12 protein-coding genes are annotated in these 16265 nt (G+C 49.0%); 11 read left to right on the top strand and 1 reads right to left on the bottom strand.

Features of this window, described 5'->3' with window-relative positions:
* The first annotated feature begins 131 nt into the window (after positions 1-131).
* The gene (locus ACNKW2_RS10385; protein ID WP_419148529.1) at positions 132-1796 is read left to right on the top strand and encodes an alkaline phosphatase; all 1665 of its coding nucleotides are present in this window, start codon (positions 132-134) and stop codon (positions 1794-1796) included.
* 22 nt (positions 1797-1818) lie between these two features.
* Here ACNKW2_RS10385 and ACNKW2_RS10380 read toward each other — a convergent pair whose 3' ends face one another.
* Positions 1819-4911 carry a bifunctional diguanylate cyclase/phosphodiesterase gene (locus ACNKW2_RS10380; RefSeq protein WP_419148493.1) on the bottom strand — a complete coding sequence of 1031 codons (3093 nt, stop codon included), beginning with the start codon at positions 4909-4911 and terminating at the stop codon, positions 1819-1821.
* A gap of 326 nt (positions 4912-5237) precedes the next feature.
* Between ACNKW2_RS10380 and mraZ the strand changes: the two genes are divergently transcribed.
* The 10 genes from mraZ to murG are packed head-to-tail and all read left to right on the top strand — an operon-like array spanning position 5238 to position 16261.
* Positions 5238-5696, top strand: coding sequence for a division/cell wall cluster transcriptional repressor MraZ (gene mraZ, locus ACNKW2_RS10375; RefSeq protein ID WP_419148492.1), 459 nt, complete (start codon positions 5238-5240; stop codon positions 5694-5696).
* A gap of 14 nt (positions 5697-5710) precedes the next feature.
* Positions 5711-6643 carry a 16S rRNA (cytosine(1402)-N(4))-methyltransferase RsmH gene (gene rsmH / locus ACNKW2_RS10370; protein ID WP_419148491.1) on the top strand — a complete coding sequence of 311 codons (933 nt, stop codon included), beginning with the start codon at positions 5711-5713 and terminating at the stop codon, positions 6641-6643.
* On the top strand, positions 6643-6966 hold the full coding sequence (ftsL, locus tag ACNKW2_RS10365; protein WP_419148490.1) for a cell division protein FtsL: 324 nt from the start codon (positions 6643-6645) through the stop codon (positions 6964-6966). Before rsmH ends, ftsL begins: the two co-directional genes overlap by 1 nt.
* Positions 6963-8777, top strand: a complete 1815-nt coding sequence (locus ACNKW2_RS10360; protein WP_419148489.1) for a peptidoglycan D,D-transpeptidase FtsI family protein — start codon at positions 6963-6965, stop codon at positions 8775-8777. Before ftsL ends, ACNKW2_RS10360 begins: the two co-directional genes overlap by 4 nt.
* A complete protein-coding gene (locus tag ACNKW2_RS10355; RefSeq protein WP_419148488.1) occupies positions 8767-10233 on the top strand; it encodes a UDP-N-acetylmuramoyl-L-alanyl-D-glutamate--2,6-diaminopimelate ligase in 1467 nt (488 codons plus the stop codon). The genes ACNKW2_RS10360 and ACNKW2_RS10355 overlap by 11 nt, the downstream gene beginning before the upstream one ends.
* Positions 10230-11624, top strand: coding sequence for a UDP-N-acetylmuramoyl-tripeptide--D-alanyl-D-alanine ligase (locus ACNKW2_RS10350; RefSeq protein WP_419148487.1), 1395 nt, complete (start codon positions 10230-10232; stop codon positions 11622-11624). Before ACNKW2_RS10355 ends, ACNKW2_RS10350 begins: the two co-directional genes overlap by 4 nt.
* Positions 11618-12700: a phospho-N-acetylmuramoyl-pentapeptide-transferase gene (gene mraY / locus ACNKW2_RS10345; protein ID WP_419148486.1), complete on the top strand. Its 1083-nt coding sequence runs from the start codon at positions 11618-11620 to the stop codon at positions 12698-12700. The genes ACNKW2_RS10350 and mraY overlap by 7 nt, the downstream gene beginning before the upstream one ends.
* Complete coding sequence (murD, locus tag ACNKW2_RS10340) at positions 12700-14025, top strand: UDP-N-acetylmuramoyl-L-alanine--D-glutamate ligase (RefSeq protein WP_419148485.1); 1326 nt, start codon at positions 12700-12702, stop codon at positions 14023-14025. The genes mraY and murD overlap by 1 nt, the downstream gene beginning before the upstream one ends.
* Positions 14019-15197 carry a cell division protein FtsW gene (gene ftsW / locus ACNKW2_RS10335; RefSeq protein ID WP_419148484.1) on the top strand — a complete coding sequence of 393 codons (1179 nt, stop codon included), beginning with the start codon at positions 14019-14021 and terminating at the stop codon, positions 15195-15197. Before murD ends, ftsW begins: the two co-directional genes overlap by 7 nt.
* Entirely contained in the window at positions 15194-16261 is a 1068-nt protein-coding gene (murG, locus tag ACNKW2_RS10330) for an undecaprenyldiphospho-muramoylpentapeptide beta-N-acetylglucosaminyltransferase (protein WP_419148483.1), read from the top strand. Before ftsW ends, murG begins: the two co-directional genes overlap by 4 nt.
* Positions 16262-16265: the final 4 nt, after the last annotated feature.

Raw genomic sequence — 16265 nt, 5'->3', positions numbered from 1 at the left:
TTTTGTTTTGTTATACCGTAACTGTTTGTTGTTTATGACTTTTTTATCATTTCTTTGCAATAAAAGAGTCATTATTCCTGCCTAGAATGTGCCGGTCTTAAATACAAATATTACGTTTCAGGAACAAAATGATGAACAAAAAATTACTCTCCGTTGCTGTTTCAGCAATTTTACTGACCGCGTGTAATGACGACACCAAAACCGTAGAGGTGATCAAAGAGGTGGAAGTCATTAAAGAAGTCCCAGTGCAAGAAGTGACGCAAGTAAAAAACGTCATCTTGATGATCGGAGATGGTATGGGGCCACAGCAAGTCGGATTATTAGAAGAATATGCCCAGCGCGCCCCCAATTCTGTTTATAACAGTAAAGGCAATCAAACTGCGCTGTCAAAACTTGCCAACAGCGGCCACTTAGGGCTTTCTCTTAATGCTCCACATGGTGACACCGGCAGTCTAGTGACCGACTCGGCGTGTTCAGCTACGCAATTGGCCACTGGTATTGCCGCGGGGTCAGAAATGATTGGCCTTGATGCCGAGGGCAATCAAGTGGCAACCATTTTAGAAAAGGCCAAAGCAGCGGGTAAAGCCACTGGGTTGGTTTCCGACACCCGTATTACCCACGCAACACCAGCAGCTTTCGCGGCGCATATGCCACACCGTTCGTATGAAGCCGAAATCGCAGAGCAATTAATTAGTTCTGGCAATGTTGATGTGATGCTCTCTGGTGGTGCCCGTGTCTTTGTGCCACAAACCACGGCCGATGACCCTGAGGTACAAGCTGAGTTAGCCGCACTAGGCATGCCAGATTACGTCTATAAAAAGTCCAAACGCGGCGATGATAAGAATCTAGTGCTTGAAGCCAGAGATGACTATGGCTATGGTCTGGCGTTCGATAAAACTCAGTTAAATAGCTTTGACGGTGACAAAGTATTGGGCTTGTTTGCCAACTCGGGTATGAATGACGCTATTGCCTACAAAGCGTGTCAGCAAGATAACAGCTGTACCCAACCTTCGCTAAAAGAAATGACCGTTAAGGCATTGGATATTCTTTCTCAAGATGAAGATGGTTTCTTCTTAATGATTGAAGGTGGTCAGATTGACTGGGCAGGACACGCCAATGATGCCGGTTGGATGCTAAACGAACTACTTAAGTTTGATGAAGCGGTAGCCGCAGTGCATGAATGGGTAAAAGACCGTAACGACACTTTGGTAGTGGTGACCGCTGACCACGAAACAGGCAGCTTTGGCTTTAGTTACTCGAAGCACGAGCGCCCAGAAGCGCAGTACCTACCAGGTGATGGTATGCACGTGAATGGCGAAAGCAAAGCCTATCACCCTAAGTTTAACTTTGGGCCATTAGCACAGCTTGATAAGCTCTACAATCAAACCGGTACCTTCTTTGATATCCTTGGCGCCGCTGCTCCTGATGAGGCTTACGAAACGGTTTCTGGACAAACCTGGAAAAACCACATTGAAGCCATGACCTCATACTCAGTGAGCATAGACAAAGCCGCGAAGGTAGGGCAGAGCGTGTATGATGACAAAACTGCGGGGATGATCCCAGCGTTTGAAGACTTCAGTGACTTCTATGTCTATGCCAAAGAAGACTACACGGGCAAAATCGCCCGTGCTATTGCTGCAGAACAAAATGTAGTCTGGGGCACAGGTACCCACACTGCGGCACCCGTGCCGGTCTATGCTTTTGGCCCAGAAGGGGTAACCAAGCAATTTTCGACGCTACAACACCATGTGGATGTCGCTAATAAAATGATCACTGCACTAGGCCTAAGCGAATAAACTTGGCCTTTAGGTTCAAAGATTAAGCCACAGTGATGTGGCTTTTTTCTTTTACTAACGCCAAAAATTCCTGTTGGCAAATGGGCTTACTGTAATAATAACCTTGGCCAAAGTCACAGCCTGCTTGTTTTAGCAGTTGATGCTGGGTGGCGGTTTCAATGCCTTCTGCCACCACTTTTAGCCCTAAGCGATGAGCCATCAAAATAATGGTTTCACACAAGGTTAAATCATCGGCGTTGGTGGCAATGCCATCGACAAAACGCTTGTCTATTTTCACCAGCTGGCAGTCGAGCTGTTTTAAATAGGCTAGAGATGAGTAGCCAGTACCAAAATCGTCCAATGCCAATTGAAAGCCTTGTTGTTTCAACTCTTCAATGCGTTGTTGAGTGCGGCTATCGTTATGCATCATCATGCCTTCGGTGACTTCCAGTATCACTTGCTCAGTATGCAGTTGCAATCGCGTGAGCTGCTGCCAGGTCGATAAGGTGTAGTTCTTGGCGGCAAATTGCACCGGCGAGACATTAATGCTTAGTGCCAGCGTGCGGCCTGCTCGTTGCAGTTGTGCCAAGGTGTCCAGTGCTTGAGTAAAGGCGAAGTCGCCAATTTCATGGATCAGCTGGGTTTCTTCCGCCAATGGAATAAACTCGCCTGGGCTTATCATGCCTTGCTCAGGGTGACACCAGCGGATCAAGGCTTCGGCTTTGACAATGGCATTATCGTTTAAGTCGACGATGGGTTGATAATGCATGGCAAACTCTTGCTGCTGCAAAGCGGTGCGTATGCCTTTGAGCATTTGCATTCGCGATTCCGCTAGCTGTCGTAAGCTGTCATCGAACAGGGCATAGCCATTGCGACCTTGTTGCTTGGCACGATACATGGCTTGGTCGGCTGCTTTTAAAATCGCCTCAGTACCTTTGCCATCAAAAGGTGCTACGGCAATGCCAATACTGGCCGATAAGTGGCACTGCTCGGATTGGATTGTAAATACCGGTTTTAGCGCGGCTTGTACTTGCTTGGCCAGCGCTTGACTGCGGCCGCGGTCAGTGTCATCGGGCAACACAAAAACAAACTCATCACCACCAATACGAGACAAGAATGCTGCCGAGTTTAGCTGTTTCAGCCGCTGCGCGGTTTCTTTAAGCACTAAGTCACCAACGTAGTGGCCTAGGGTATCATTGATGTCTTTAAAGTTATCAATGTCTAACAACAACACCGCCAGCGGCGTATCGCTCGGCTGAAGGTGTTTTTTCAGGTGCTTTTTTAAACCCAAGCGGTTATGCAATTGGGTTAGTTCATCAAAGTGCGCTTGCTTATAAATTAGCTCATCTTTACGCTTCATTTCCGTGATATCGGTGAAGATCGCCACACGACGGTAAACTTGGCGGTTGTTATCGTAGACGCTATCAATGGTTAACCATTCGGTGTACAGCTCGCCATTTTTCTTGCGATTGACAATTTCACCTTGCCAGCGACCTTGGTCATTGAGTTGCTGCCACATTTGTTGGTAAAAATGCCTGTCGTGTTGCCCCGAGCCCAGAATCGCCGTGGATTTACCTAACACTTCGGCGCGGCTATAGCCCGTTACTTGAGTAAAGGCGACATTAACGTCGAGAATAAAGCCATTGGCGTCGGTAATGATCATGCATTCGCTGCTGTTGTTGTATACCAAGGCGGCGAGGTTCAGCGCTTCTTCTTGGTGTTTACGCTGACTAATATCACGCATGATCAACAGTGCCTGTGGGTGCCCTTCAATGGCGCACAGGCGACACTCGACCACTTGGTTTAATTGTGGTGAAAACTCCAGTTGCACATAGGTGTCATCGTTCAGGAGCGCCAGTTCAGCACAAATACGCTTATAAATGTGTTCAGGGAGTAACTCTCTTAACAGTAACTGGTTGTCAGTGAGAGCGCCATAACGCGACAGAATATGGCCTTGTTGATCTAACCGTACGTAGCTGTCGGGTAAGGCATTGATCAAGGCACGCAGCACCGCAAGGCGATGATTGGCATTGTCTTCAGCATCGAGTCGTATCGCTGCCATGTTGGCAAAGCGTTCAGTTAAGTGGGCAAACTCGGTTGGCATACTGGTGTTGCTAAAGGCGGGGTCCAATTGCCCAGACTCCAGTTTGCTAATGGCCGTTTTTAACCGTTCCAGTGGGGTTAATAACAGCCGCTTTAGCTGCCAGTGTGCTTGCCATAACAACAAGGCAATAACGGTGACAAATAAGCCGATAAAAACGGCAAAACGTTTATCGATGCGGCTTAATTGCGATTCAAAATCAAAGCTAAAGTACATTTCCAGCGCTTGACTATGGGCGCTTAGCGGCAGCTTAAGATACACCAAGCGCTGACCATCGGTTGCGGTAATTAACTTGGCTTGCTGCGTTAAGTCGGAGGGCCAGCTGCTGTTGACCGATTTACCCAAATGCGCCTTGGCATTGGGATACTGGGCAACGATTTGCTGTTTGGCATCGGCAATCATGACTTTGGTGGCCGGCGGCAAAGGCAGCTTGGCGAGGGTTTGACTCCAATGGTCGAGCCCTTTTACCGCCACTAACATAAACTGAAACTGTTGCTGAGTATCATAAACGGGTAAAGCAAAGTTGACGGTGGCGCGGCGCATACTGCGGTCTATTTGATATTCACCAATGCTAAATTGACCACTTTGCAGTGCCTTTTGAAAGTAACCACGGTCGGCGATATTGATGGTGCTTTGGGTTTGTTGGTGGGTGGTACACACGACATCACCATCACCATTGACTATGCCAATATTGGCCCAATTGGGGCGCAGCAGCATGGCGTGGTAGAGCAATGCTGGGCAGCTAGGGTCTTCGCTATTAAAATGGTCCAGTTGTGTTGCCAGTTGCGTTAACACTTGCTCGGTATCGGCCAATTCTACTTGTTGCATCGCAGAAACTTGCTTGGCATAGAGCAGCGCTTGTTGTGACTGTTGTGTTAATGCTAGCTGGCGCTGCTCGCATAATAGAAATAAAATAATCAGTAAGCTAGGCAAGCAAATCAGCACGAGTAAGCGATAAAAGCGAAATTGTATTGATGATTTCAGAATAATCCCACCTAAGGTGCCGTTTGAGGAGCGCGAATAATACCGAATCATTTCGGTACAACCAAGCAAATTTAGTAAAATCCTTGCTATTAAAAAGACTTAACTGCAGACGTTAACAAATGGAATTTTTAATTTCTAAAATGCAAGTGAAGGGTAATTTTTCTGTCAAAAAGTAACGTAAATTTTTACCTTCCCACTTTTTTCCACCAAATTCATAATCTTCCACAAATCCCGCGAATTTTCTGGCTTGCAAAGGAGTTAAAGACGCCTACTTTGCTTGACAAAAGTGCTTGTCAAGCCCTAGACTGTTCTTCTGTGGTAAAAAGTGGGTTTTAGTGGATCAAACTGGATCGGCCAACTTCTAAATAGGATCACTCATGTTTCGAGGTGCAAGTTCGCTGGCTTTGGATGACAAAGGGCGTTTTGCGGTACCCACTAAGTACCGGCAACCGCTGCTGTCTGAAGATCAGGGCACAGTGATTTGTACTATTGCGATTAATGAACCTTGTCTATGGCTCTACCCACTTGCCGAATGGCTAGAAATCGAGACCAAACTAAGTCGTATCTCTAACACCAATCCCAGAGTGAGACGCTGGCAACGGATGTTGCTAGGTCATGCTACAGAATACCAACTAGACAAAAATGGCCGCATTTTATTGGCGCCTTCACTGCGTGCCCATGCGCAGTTAGGTAAAAAGATCATGCTGGTGGGGCTATTAAACAAATTTGAAATCTGGGATGAAGAACGCTGGTATCAGCAAATGCAAAGCGATACCAAAATTGAACACTCAGGAAACTTTGAGGAAAGCCCTGAACTGGAAAACTTTTCCTTGTAGGGATAAAGAAATTAATGAGCGCAGAGTTTAAACATATTTCGGTACTTATGGCCGAAACCCTCGATGCCTTGGCAATCAAGCCCGAGGGCACATACATTGACGGCACCTTTGGTCGTGGTGGTCATTCTGGTGAGATCCTCAAGCGTCTTACCACAGGCCGCTTGCAGGCCATCGATCAAGATCCGCAAGCCATTCAAGCTGCGCAGAAGTTTGCCGACGATGAGCGCTTTAGCATTGCTCGCAGCCGTTTCTCCAATATTAAAGCGGTGGCAGAGCAAGCGGGTATCTTAGGTCAGGTCGATGGCATCTTGTTAGATATTGGCGTTTCTAGCCCGCAGCTGGATGATGCCGACCGTGGCTTTAGCTTTATGAAAGACGGGCCGCTGGACATGCGCATGGACCCCGATTCTGGCCGCAGCGCCGCACAGTGGTTGGCTGAAGCTGAGTTGGAAGAAATGGTGTTTGTGATCAAAAAGTATGGCGAAGAGAAATTTGCCACTCGCATCGCACGTAAAATCATTGAAGTGCGCGAACACACTGACATCACCACCACGGCACAATTAGCCGCGTTGATTGATGACGCCGTGCCGGTGAAAGATAAGCACAAACACCCAGCTACACGGACTTTCCAAGCCATCCGCATTTACATCAACAGTGAATTAGAAGAAATTCAAACCGCACTGCAAGCGTCGCTTGAAGTACTCAAGCCCGGCGGTCGCCTGGTGGTGATCTCTTTCCACTCGCTAGAAGACCGCATCGTGAAACAGTTTATTAAAAAGCAGAGTAAGGGAGAGGCGATACCCAGAGGTCTGCCTTTAACGGATGAACAACTTAAAAAAAATCTCACCTTAAAGGCAGTGGGTAAAGCCATTAAGCCCAGTTCTGAGGAAATTACTCAGAACCCCAGAGCGCGCAGCTCTGTATTGCGAGTGGCGGAGAAACTCTAATGAGTGCCAATAAGCAGCGTCAGCCCAACTTATTTTCAGAAATTGGCTACTACTTAGTCGCCAATAAGCTGACGGCATTTTTGCTTATTAGTATTTTGGTCTCGGCATTGGCGGTGGTGCAGGTTACGCACTTAACTCGGCAGCAATTGATTTTACAAGATGAATTGTTGCAACAGCGTGATGAGCTAGACCTGCAATGGCGTTACTTGGTGGTTGAAGAAGAGTTTTACTCGCAACACGCTCGGATTGAAGAAATCGCCAAAATGCAATTAGAGATGAAACGCCCAACCAGTAAAGATGAACAGGTGATTGTACTGCCATGAATAAACCCAAGCAAAAATCGCAATCCATGATCACCTGGCGCTTTGCGCTAGTGTGCAGCGTAATGGTGTTGGTGTTTATGACCTTGGTAGCCAGAGCGGCTTTTTTACAAGTGATAGAGCCCGATAAGGCGATTGCTGAAAACGAAAAGCGCACCGTTCGCGTTGAAAAACTAAATGTGCAGCGCGGCATGATTTTTGACCGTAATGGCAAAGAGCTGGCGGTGAGCGTGCCGGTGGTGAGTGTGTATGCCGACCCTTTAGCTATTGATAAAGCACTGGGTAAAAAAGTGCTGCGTGTAGCGCGCAAAGCCGGAGAAGATTATAAAACCCTGGCCGACGATAAAGCCGAATTGGCACGTCGTAAACAACAAAGGTATGCGGAAGAAATCCGTTGGCGAGAGCTGGCGGATGTACTGCGTTTAGACCCTAAAAAAGTAAACCAACGTCTGCGTGGCAATCCTGAACGCCGTTTTGTTTATTTAAAGCGTCAAGTGACTGCGGTGGTAGCCAACTACATTCGTCAAATGCGCTTACCTGGGGTTCACTTGCTGGATGAATCAAAACGTTTTTATCCCAGCGGCGAGGTCACCGCTCATATGATTGGTGTTACCGATATCGATGGCAAAGGCATTGAAGGGGTGGAGCGCATGTTTGACTCGGCGCTCACGGGCACCGCCGGAAAACGGACCATTCGTAAAGATGCCCAAGGGCGTGAAGTACAGGTGTTGTCGGAAGAGCAACGGGTTGAGCCAGAAGATGTCCACTTAAGCATCGACCTGCGGATCCAGGCTATTGCTTACCGTGCCTTAAAATCAGCGGTGTTAAGCTATAAAGCCACCTCAGGCTCAGCCATGGTGGTGGATGTTCACACCGGTGAGATCTTAGCTCTGGTTAACAGCCCCAGTTTTAATCCCAATGATTTAAGTACTGCGGCGCCTTATAAACGCCGTAACCGCGCCATGACCGACTTATTTGAGCCCGGCTCTACCCTTAAGCCGTTGGCGATTTTAGCCGGCTTAGAATATGGCGCAGTGCAACCTGAAGAACTGATCGATACCTATCCAGGATGGATGAACCTCAGTGGTGGTTTAGTCAAAGACACTCGCAATAACGGTGAGCTTAGCCTCAGAGAAATCGTTAAAATTTCCAGTAACATGGGCGTGGCAAAAATCTCACAACGGATCCCCAAAGAAGACTTTATTAACTACTACCAACAGGTTGGCTTTGGTGACACCACAGGGTCGATGATGATTGGCGAAAGCTCTGGGCTATTCTACCCCAACCGCCGTTGGTCTGACTTTGAAGTAGCAACCTTATCCTATGGCTATGCCGTTTCTGCCAGTACTGCGCAAATGGCCAGACTCTATGCCATGTTTGGCTCCGGCGGCATTCTTAGACCTTTGACTATTTTAAAACAACATGAGCAACCGCAAGGGGAACGCATTTTCTCTGAACGCAACACCCGTGCGGTGGTGGAAATGATGGAATCGGTGTTTGAACGTGGTGGTACGGCCCATAGCGTAACCGTTGATGGTTATCGTGCTGCAGGTAAAACCGGGACCTCGAAAAAAGCCGTTGCCGGTGGGTATGGCGATGAATACGTTGGCTATTTTGCCGGTGTTGCGCCGGTCAGCGATCCCCGTTTAGCGGTGGTAGTAATGGTGAACGAACCGGCTGGCGATGTCTATTATGGCGGGCAAACCTCGGGTCCAGCCTTTGCCGAAATCATGTCTAACGCCTTAAGAATACTGAATGTGGCACCAGATAAAGAGCGAGTGGCTTACGTATCGGGAGAAGATAATGACGCGTGATCTAACTGAAGTCTTATCCGCTTACGGTGTTAGCGGCGGACCATTTGCCGTGGAAGATCTTCGTATTGATAGCCGCGAAGTGAGAAGCGGTGACTGTTTTGTGGCGCTGCAAGGCCATCAGCAAGATGGCGCTAAGTATGCCTCCAGTGCCATTGCCCAAGGCGCCAGTTATGTTATGGCAGAAACCGGTAGCGAATTGAATATTGCCCCAGAGCAAACCATTTATGTTAATGATTTAGCAGCAAACTTAGCCGCCATTGCCAGCCAATTTTATGGCTACCCCAGTAATAAACTCAAACTCACTGGTGTGACTGGCACCAATGGCAAATCCACCACCACCGCAATGATTGCCAATCTTGCCACCCTCACTGGCAGCAGTGGCGCTGTGGTGGGAACCTTGGGTTATGGTAAACCAGAAGATTTAGTGCCGTTGACCAACACCACCCCGTCCAATGTCGATTTGCAACGTATTTTGGCGTATTTAAACAGCCGCTATCAGCATGTGGCAATGGAAGTGTCCTCCCATGGCTTAGTGCAAGGGCGAGTGGATAATTGTGATTTTGATGTGGCGGTATTTACCAACCTCAGTCGCGACCACTTAGATTATCACGGCGATATGCAAAGCTACGCGGCAGCAAAAAAAGCCCTGTTTAGTCGCTGCAACCCTAATTACCGCGTGATCAACATTGACGATCAAGTGGGGGCTCAGTGGGCACAGGAGTTTGCCGCTGACAACTTAGTGGTGTATGGCCGTAAGCCAGAGCAACACGGCTATGATCAATATGTGTTCTTCAGCGAAGTTAACGCTCATCCGCAAGGCCTCAGTGCTCGGCTCGATACCAGCTGGGGAACGTACCAAATTGATGTGCCCTTGTATGGTGAGTTTAACCTTTATAACCTTGCTGCAGCCATCGCCAGCTTGCTGGTGCAAGGCGGCGAATTGCAAGCATTGGCCGATGCCTGTGCAGATTTAGCACCGGTTGCGGGGCGTATGCAGCCATTCAGTGCAGCACAAAAGCCCACCTGTATTGTCGATTACGCTCACACCCCAGAGGCTCTCGCACTGGCATTACAGGCATTGCGAGCGCACGTGCCAGGGGAGCTCATTTGTGTGTTTGGCTGTGGTGGCGACCGCGACAAAGGCAAGCGCCCCGAAATGGCCCGGGCAGCAGAGAAGTATGCCGATAAATTAGTGATCACCAGTGACAACCCCAGAAGCGAAGATCCCAATCTTATTATCGACGATATTAAGGCTGGACTCATCCACCCTGAGTATGCTCTGTGCCAGCCTGATAGAGCGCAAGCCATTGCCACAGCCATTGCCGCGGGCGATGAAAACAGCGTGGTGCTGATTGCGGGTAAAGGCCATGAAGATTATCAAATTATAGGAACTGAACGCATTGAACTGTGTGATAGACAATGCGTGACAGCGATTTTAAAAGGGGAAAAGGCATGATCAAGATCGATTTTTCTTGGCTTGCAGAAGTCTTAAACACCCCTTACGACGGGGATAACTTGGCGGTTGCCAATATAAACACAGACACCAGAACGTTAGCACCTGGCGAGGTGTTTTTGGCCTTGCAAGGGCCGAATTTTGATGGCCATCATTTTTTACAGACGGCCAAAGAGCGCGGCGCCATTGCCGCCATCGTCTCAAAAGCGAACCATGACATCGATATGGTGCAATTTGTGGTACCAGATACACGCATTGCCTTAGGCAAACTTGGCCAAGCGGTGATCGAAACCGTACAGCCGAAAACCATTGCCATCACCGGCAGTGTGGGGAAAACCACAGTAAAAGAAATGTGCGCCGCCATTCTCTCGCAAAAAGGCAAGGTATTAGCCACCAAAGGCAATTTTAATAACGACATTGGCGTGCCGCTGACTTTATTGCGTTTAGCTGAAGATGACGAATATGCGGTGATTGAGCTAGGCGCCAATCACATTGGTGAAATCGCCTATACTACGGCCTTGGTGCATCCAGATGTTGCCACTGTGTGCAACGTCGCACCGGCGCATATTGAGGGCTTTGGCTCCATTGATGGCGTTGGTCAAGCCAAGGGAGAAATCTTCTCTGGCTTAAAACCCAGTGGGATCGCGGTGATTAACGCCGACAGTAATTATGCGCAAATGTGGCAAGACAACCTCACGGTCGATAACGTTAAGCGTTATAGCGTTAAGCAAGCAGAAGACATGTGGGTTGAAGACGTAACCCTTGATGACATTGCCCGAGCAGAGTTCACTCTGTGCCGTGGAGATGAGCGTATTAAGGTAGCATTGCCGCTCTCTGGCGAGCATAACGTCAATAATGCTCTGATCGCGGCGGCCTTAACCACCGAGCTTGGCGCCAGCTTACCAGAAGTGGCTTCTGGGCTTGCACAAATGCAAGAGGTGAAAGGTCGAGTCAATATGATCCAAGTATCACCACGACTGCGGGTGGTGGATGATACCTATAATGCCAACGTTAAGTCGGTGAATGCCGCGATTGACTTATTATCGTCAATGCAAGGCTACAAGGTACTGGCATTAGGCGATATGGCGGAGCTCGGCGAAGATGCTCGTGCCTACCACCAGGAAGTCGGTGAGTACGCCAAAGCCAAAGGCATTGATGAGTTGTTCTCCCTCGGGGTGCTCAGTAGCAGCGCCAGTAATGTATTTGAAAAGCCCAACCGCCACTTTTCCACTCGGGAAAGTATGTTAGCGGCATTGAAACAGGTGTTGGCAGAGCAATCACAACCATGCACCGTGATTGTAAAGGGTTCTCGCAGTGCCCGCATGGAATTATTAGTAGCAGAATTAGTAACCGCTGGCCGAACGGATAGCGAAACAGGAGACGCAGCATGTTAGTTTGGCTAGCCGAGTACCTCACGCAGTATTACAGTGGCTTTAATGTCTTTTCGTACCTGACCTTAAGAGCCATTTTGGGGATCTTAACGGCGCTGCTGATTTCTTTGTATTTTGGCCCTAAGCTTATCGCTGGTTTACAGCGCATGCAAATTGGTCAAACGGTTCGTGATGATGGCCCAGAATCGCACCTGTCGAAGTCGGGCACGCCCACCATGGGCGGCTTACTGATTTTATGTTCCATTTTTACCAGCACCCTGATGTGGGGCGATTTAAGCAATAAATACGTGTGGGTAACGCTGTTTGTGATTGGCAGCCTAGGAATTGTCGGCTTTGTTGATGATTACCGCAAAGTGATCCGCAAAGACAGTAAAGGGTTAATTGCCCGTTGGAAATATTTTTGGCAGTCGGTGATTGCTTTGGCAACGGCGTCGTTTTTGTATTTTAGCTCTAGTAACGCCGCTGAAACCACGCTGATCGTACCATTTTTAAAAGATGTATTGCCGCAGCTGGGGCTGTTCTATATCGTCATGAGCTACTTTGTTATTGTTGGCACCTCTAATGCCGTCAACCTTACCGATGGTTTAGATGGCTTGGCGATTGTGCCGACCATTTTAGTGGCTTCTGCCTTGGCCATCATTGCCTATGTGACTGGTAACGCCAACTTCTCCAACTACCTGCATTTGCCACATTTACCGCTAACCAGTGAATTAGTGGTGGTGTGTACCGCGATTGTTGGAGCCGGTTTGGGTTTTTTGTGGTTTAACACCTATCCAGCGCAAGTGTTTATGGGCGATGTCGGTTCTCTAGCGCTTGGTGGCGCACTGGGGATCATTGCCATTTTAGTACGCCAAGAGCTGGTGCTTATCATCATGGGTGGGGTATTTGTGATGGAGGCACTGTCGGTGATTTTACAGGTGGGCTCCTATAAGCTCCGCGGTGAGCGGATCTTCCGCATGGCGCCTATTCATCACCATTATGAGCTAAAAGGCTGGCCCGAGCCGCGGGTCATTGTGCGGTTTTGGATTATTTCAATCATCCTAGTGCTTGCGGGCCTAGCAACGTTGAAGATTAGATAATGATGTATTTAGAGCAACTAAAGCGTAAACATGTCACTGTGGTTGGCCTTGGCGTAACTGGTCAGGGGATCGTGCGCTTTTTGCTGTCTCATGGCATTAACCCCAAAGTGGTGGACTCGCGTCCAGTCCCCCCAGGTGCTGATTGGCTCAACCATAATGCCCCAGAATGTGAAGCGGTGTTTGGCAGTTTGGCTGATGCCGCCTTATCGCAAACCGATCTGATCATTATTAGCCCCGGGATCCCGCTGTTTGAGCAAAGCGTTGCCGCAGCCATTGCCGACGGCGTTGAGGTGATTGGTGACATTGAGCTGTTTGCCCGGTTAAACGACAAGCCGGTGATTGCGGTTACCGGCTCCAATGGTAAGTCAACCGTTGTCAGCCTCGCCGCAGAAGTATTGAAAAGCGCCGGCTTTAACGTGGGCCTAGGCGGGAATATTGGCACCTCAGTGCTGGCCCTATTAGAGCAAGACCACGACGTGTTTGTGTTAGAGCTGTCGAGTTTTCAACTGGAAACCACCCACAGCCTTAACTGCCTGTCTGCGATGATCTTAAACGTTACCGAAGATCATATGGACCGCTACCCAGACTTTGCCGCTTACACTGAGGCCAAGCAGCGAATTTATGACCACGTTGAGCATGTGGTGTTTAATGCCGATGATGAACGTACCTTTGCCAAGCAAGGTGAGGGAGTAAGTGTGTCATTAACCGCTGGGGATTATCATATTGCCTCGCATCAGGGCGAGGACTATTTTGCTCACCTTGATACGCCATTGCTGCCGGTAAGCAGCTTAGCCATGGTGGGACGTCACAACCAATTTAATGCTTTAGCCGTGATGGCGTTATTGGCGCCGCTGCAGGTGAGCATGACCGCCTTTGCTGATGCCTTTGCCAATTTCAGTGGCTTACCCCACCGTTGCCAGCTGGTAGCAGACGTGGAAGGGGTGCGCTTCTTTAACGACTCCAAAGCCACCAACGTTGGTTCAACCGTGGCTGCGCTACAATCACTGGCCCATGAGCGCAGTAATATACTATTGATTGTCGGTGGTGATGCCAAAGGCGCCGATTTATCGCCGTTAAAACAGCCCTTACAGCAGCACTGTAAAGCGTTGTTTTGCTTTGGTAAAGATGGCAAACAGTTTATGCCACTGCATCGCAATAGCCACCTTGTAGACTCACTTGCAGACGCTGTACATGGGGCCAAAACCGTGGCAGCAGCAGGCGATATTGTGTTGTTAGCTCCGGCGTGTGCCAGCATCGACATGTACCCGAACTACATGGCACGAGGCGATGAGTTTGTCAGTATTGTGGAGGGTTACCGTTGCTAGTTAATACGGCACAAATTCGCGAAGCATTTACACCGCGCCAATCAGAAAGCTTATTTGATGTACCTTTGATGTACAGCATGTTAATGCTTATTGGGGTGGGCTTTGTGATGGTGACCAGTGCTTCTATGCCGGTAGCCGAGCGGTTATTTGATAACCCCTACCACTTCACCTATCGCCATGTGGTGTTTTTAATCGGTTCGCTGATCCTGTTTTGGTTCGCCACCAATGTGCCCATGACTTGGTGGAAGCGCAGTAATCCCTATTTGCTGTTGTTTGGTTTGGTGTTGTTAGTGGCGGTCTTGATAATTGGCCGTGAGGTCAATGGCGCAAAACGCTGGATCCCTCTAGGGCCCTTTGGTTTACAAGTGGCAGAGGCGTCCAAGCTGTTTTTCTTCAGCTACATCGCCGGTTACTTGGTGCGTAAGCGCGAAGAGGTGCAAGAAAACATTAAAGGCTTTGCCAAGCCCATTCTTGTGTTTGCCGCGTATGCCTTTTTGATTTTAATGCAGCCCGATTTAGGCACTGTGGTGGTGATGTTTGTGACCACGGTGGGATTACTGTTTCTAGCCGGGGCGAAATTATGGCAGTTTTTCACCTTGATGCTCACCGGAGTGTCTTTGGTGGTGGTGCTTATTATCATCGAACCCTACCGAATGAAGCGCGTAGTGGGCTTTTTAAACCCTTGGGAAGACCCCTTTGGCGCCGGTTATCAGTTAGTACAATCGTTAATGGCGTATGGTCAAGGTGGCTGGTTGGGGCAAGGCCTAGGTAATAGTATTCAAAAACTACAGTACCTGCCTGAAGCGCATAACGACTTTATTTTTGCGGTGATCGCCGAAGAACTTGGTTTTGTCGGTGTTCTCAGCATTATTGTGATGCTTGGCGTGTTAGTGACGCGGGCCTTATTTATTGGCCAAAAAGCACTCAAAGCAGGGCAAGAATATGAGGGCTATTTGGCGCTCGGCATTGGCATTTGGTTTGCCTTTCAGGCAGTGGTGAATATTGGCGCCAGTGCCGGTATTTTGCCAACGAAAGGGCTTACCCTGCCGTTTGTGTCCTATGGCGGCTCGAGCTTATGGGTCATGACCATTGCCGCAGGTATATTACAACGGGTTGATTTTGAAACTAAAATGTCGACCCGACAAGCAACATCCCGTGGAGGTAGACGATGACAAAACGTCTTCTGGTGGTCGCGGGCGGTACGGGTGGTCATATATTCCCCGGTATTGCTGTCGCTCAGCAGCTGCAACAACAAAATTGGCAAGTTAGCTGGGTCGGTACGGCCGATAGAATGGAAGCCGAAGTGGTGCCACGGCATGGCTTTGACATTGACTTTATTACCATGAAGGGCGTGCGCGGTAATGGCATTAAGCGGCTATTGAGCACCCCTTTAATGGTGCTGCGGGCAGTGCTGGCAGCAAAGCGCATTTTGACACAGCGACAACCCGATGTGGTACTGGCTATGGGCGGCTATGTCACGGGACCGGTTGGATTGGCTGCCAAATTGATGGGCATTCCGCTGTTGATCCACGAGCAAAATGCGGTGGCAGGAATGAGCAACAAGTTGCTGGCAAAAATAGCTAACAAGGTGCTGTGCGGTTTTCCTGGCGCGTTTAGTGCCAAACAAGCCCAGGTAGTGGGCAACCCAGTGCGTGCTAGTGTTTGTAACCTCAAAGACAAAACCGTAGAGTCGCCGCTGCATGTTCTGATTGTTGGTGGTTCGCTTGGGGCGCAAGTGCTTAATCAAATGGTCCCTGAGGGGATGAAAAAGTTATTAGAACTAGTACCAGACACGGCGCTGAGTATTCGCCACCAAAGTGGTAAGAATAACCAAGAGGCGGTGGCTAAAAATTACCAAGTTTCTAATATAGACGCCGAAGTCAGTGAATTTATTCACGATATGGACAGCGCATACGACTGGGCAGACATTGTAATTTGTCGCGCCGGTGCCCTTACGGTTAGTGAAGTGGCCGCTGCCGGGAAAGCCGCGATTTTTGTGCCGTTTCCCCACGCCGTTGACGACCACCAAACCGCCAACGCCGAAGTATTAGTGGCAGCAGGAGCGGCAATACGCATGCCACAAGCGAATTTTAACGCTAACACCTTAGCGCAAACGCTGTTGCCCTTGGTCACTGAACCACAAAAGATTGCCAACATGGCAGCAAAGGCGAGACAATGTGCACAACCAGAGGCAACCCAAACGGTTGCCCAATTATGTAACGAATTAGCGAAGTAGGAAA

This window comes from Pseudoalteromonas 'SMAR' (assembly GCF_048515945.1).
Taxonomy (GTDB): Bacteria; Pseudomonadota; Gammaproteobacteria; order Enterobacterales; family Alteromonadaceae; genus Pseudoalteromonas.
This window is presented reverse-complemented; position numbering and strand designations above follow the sequence as displayed.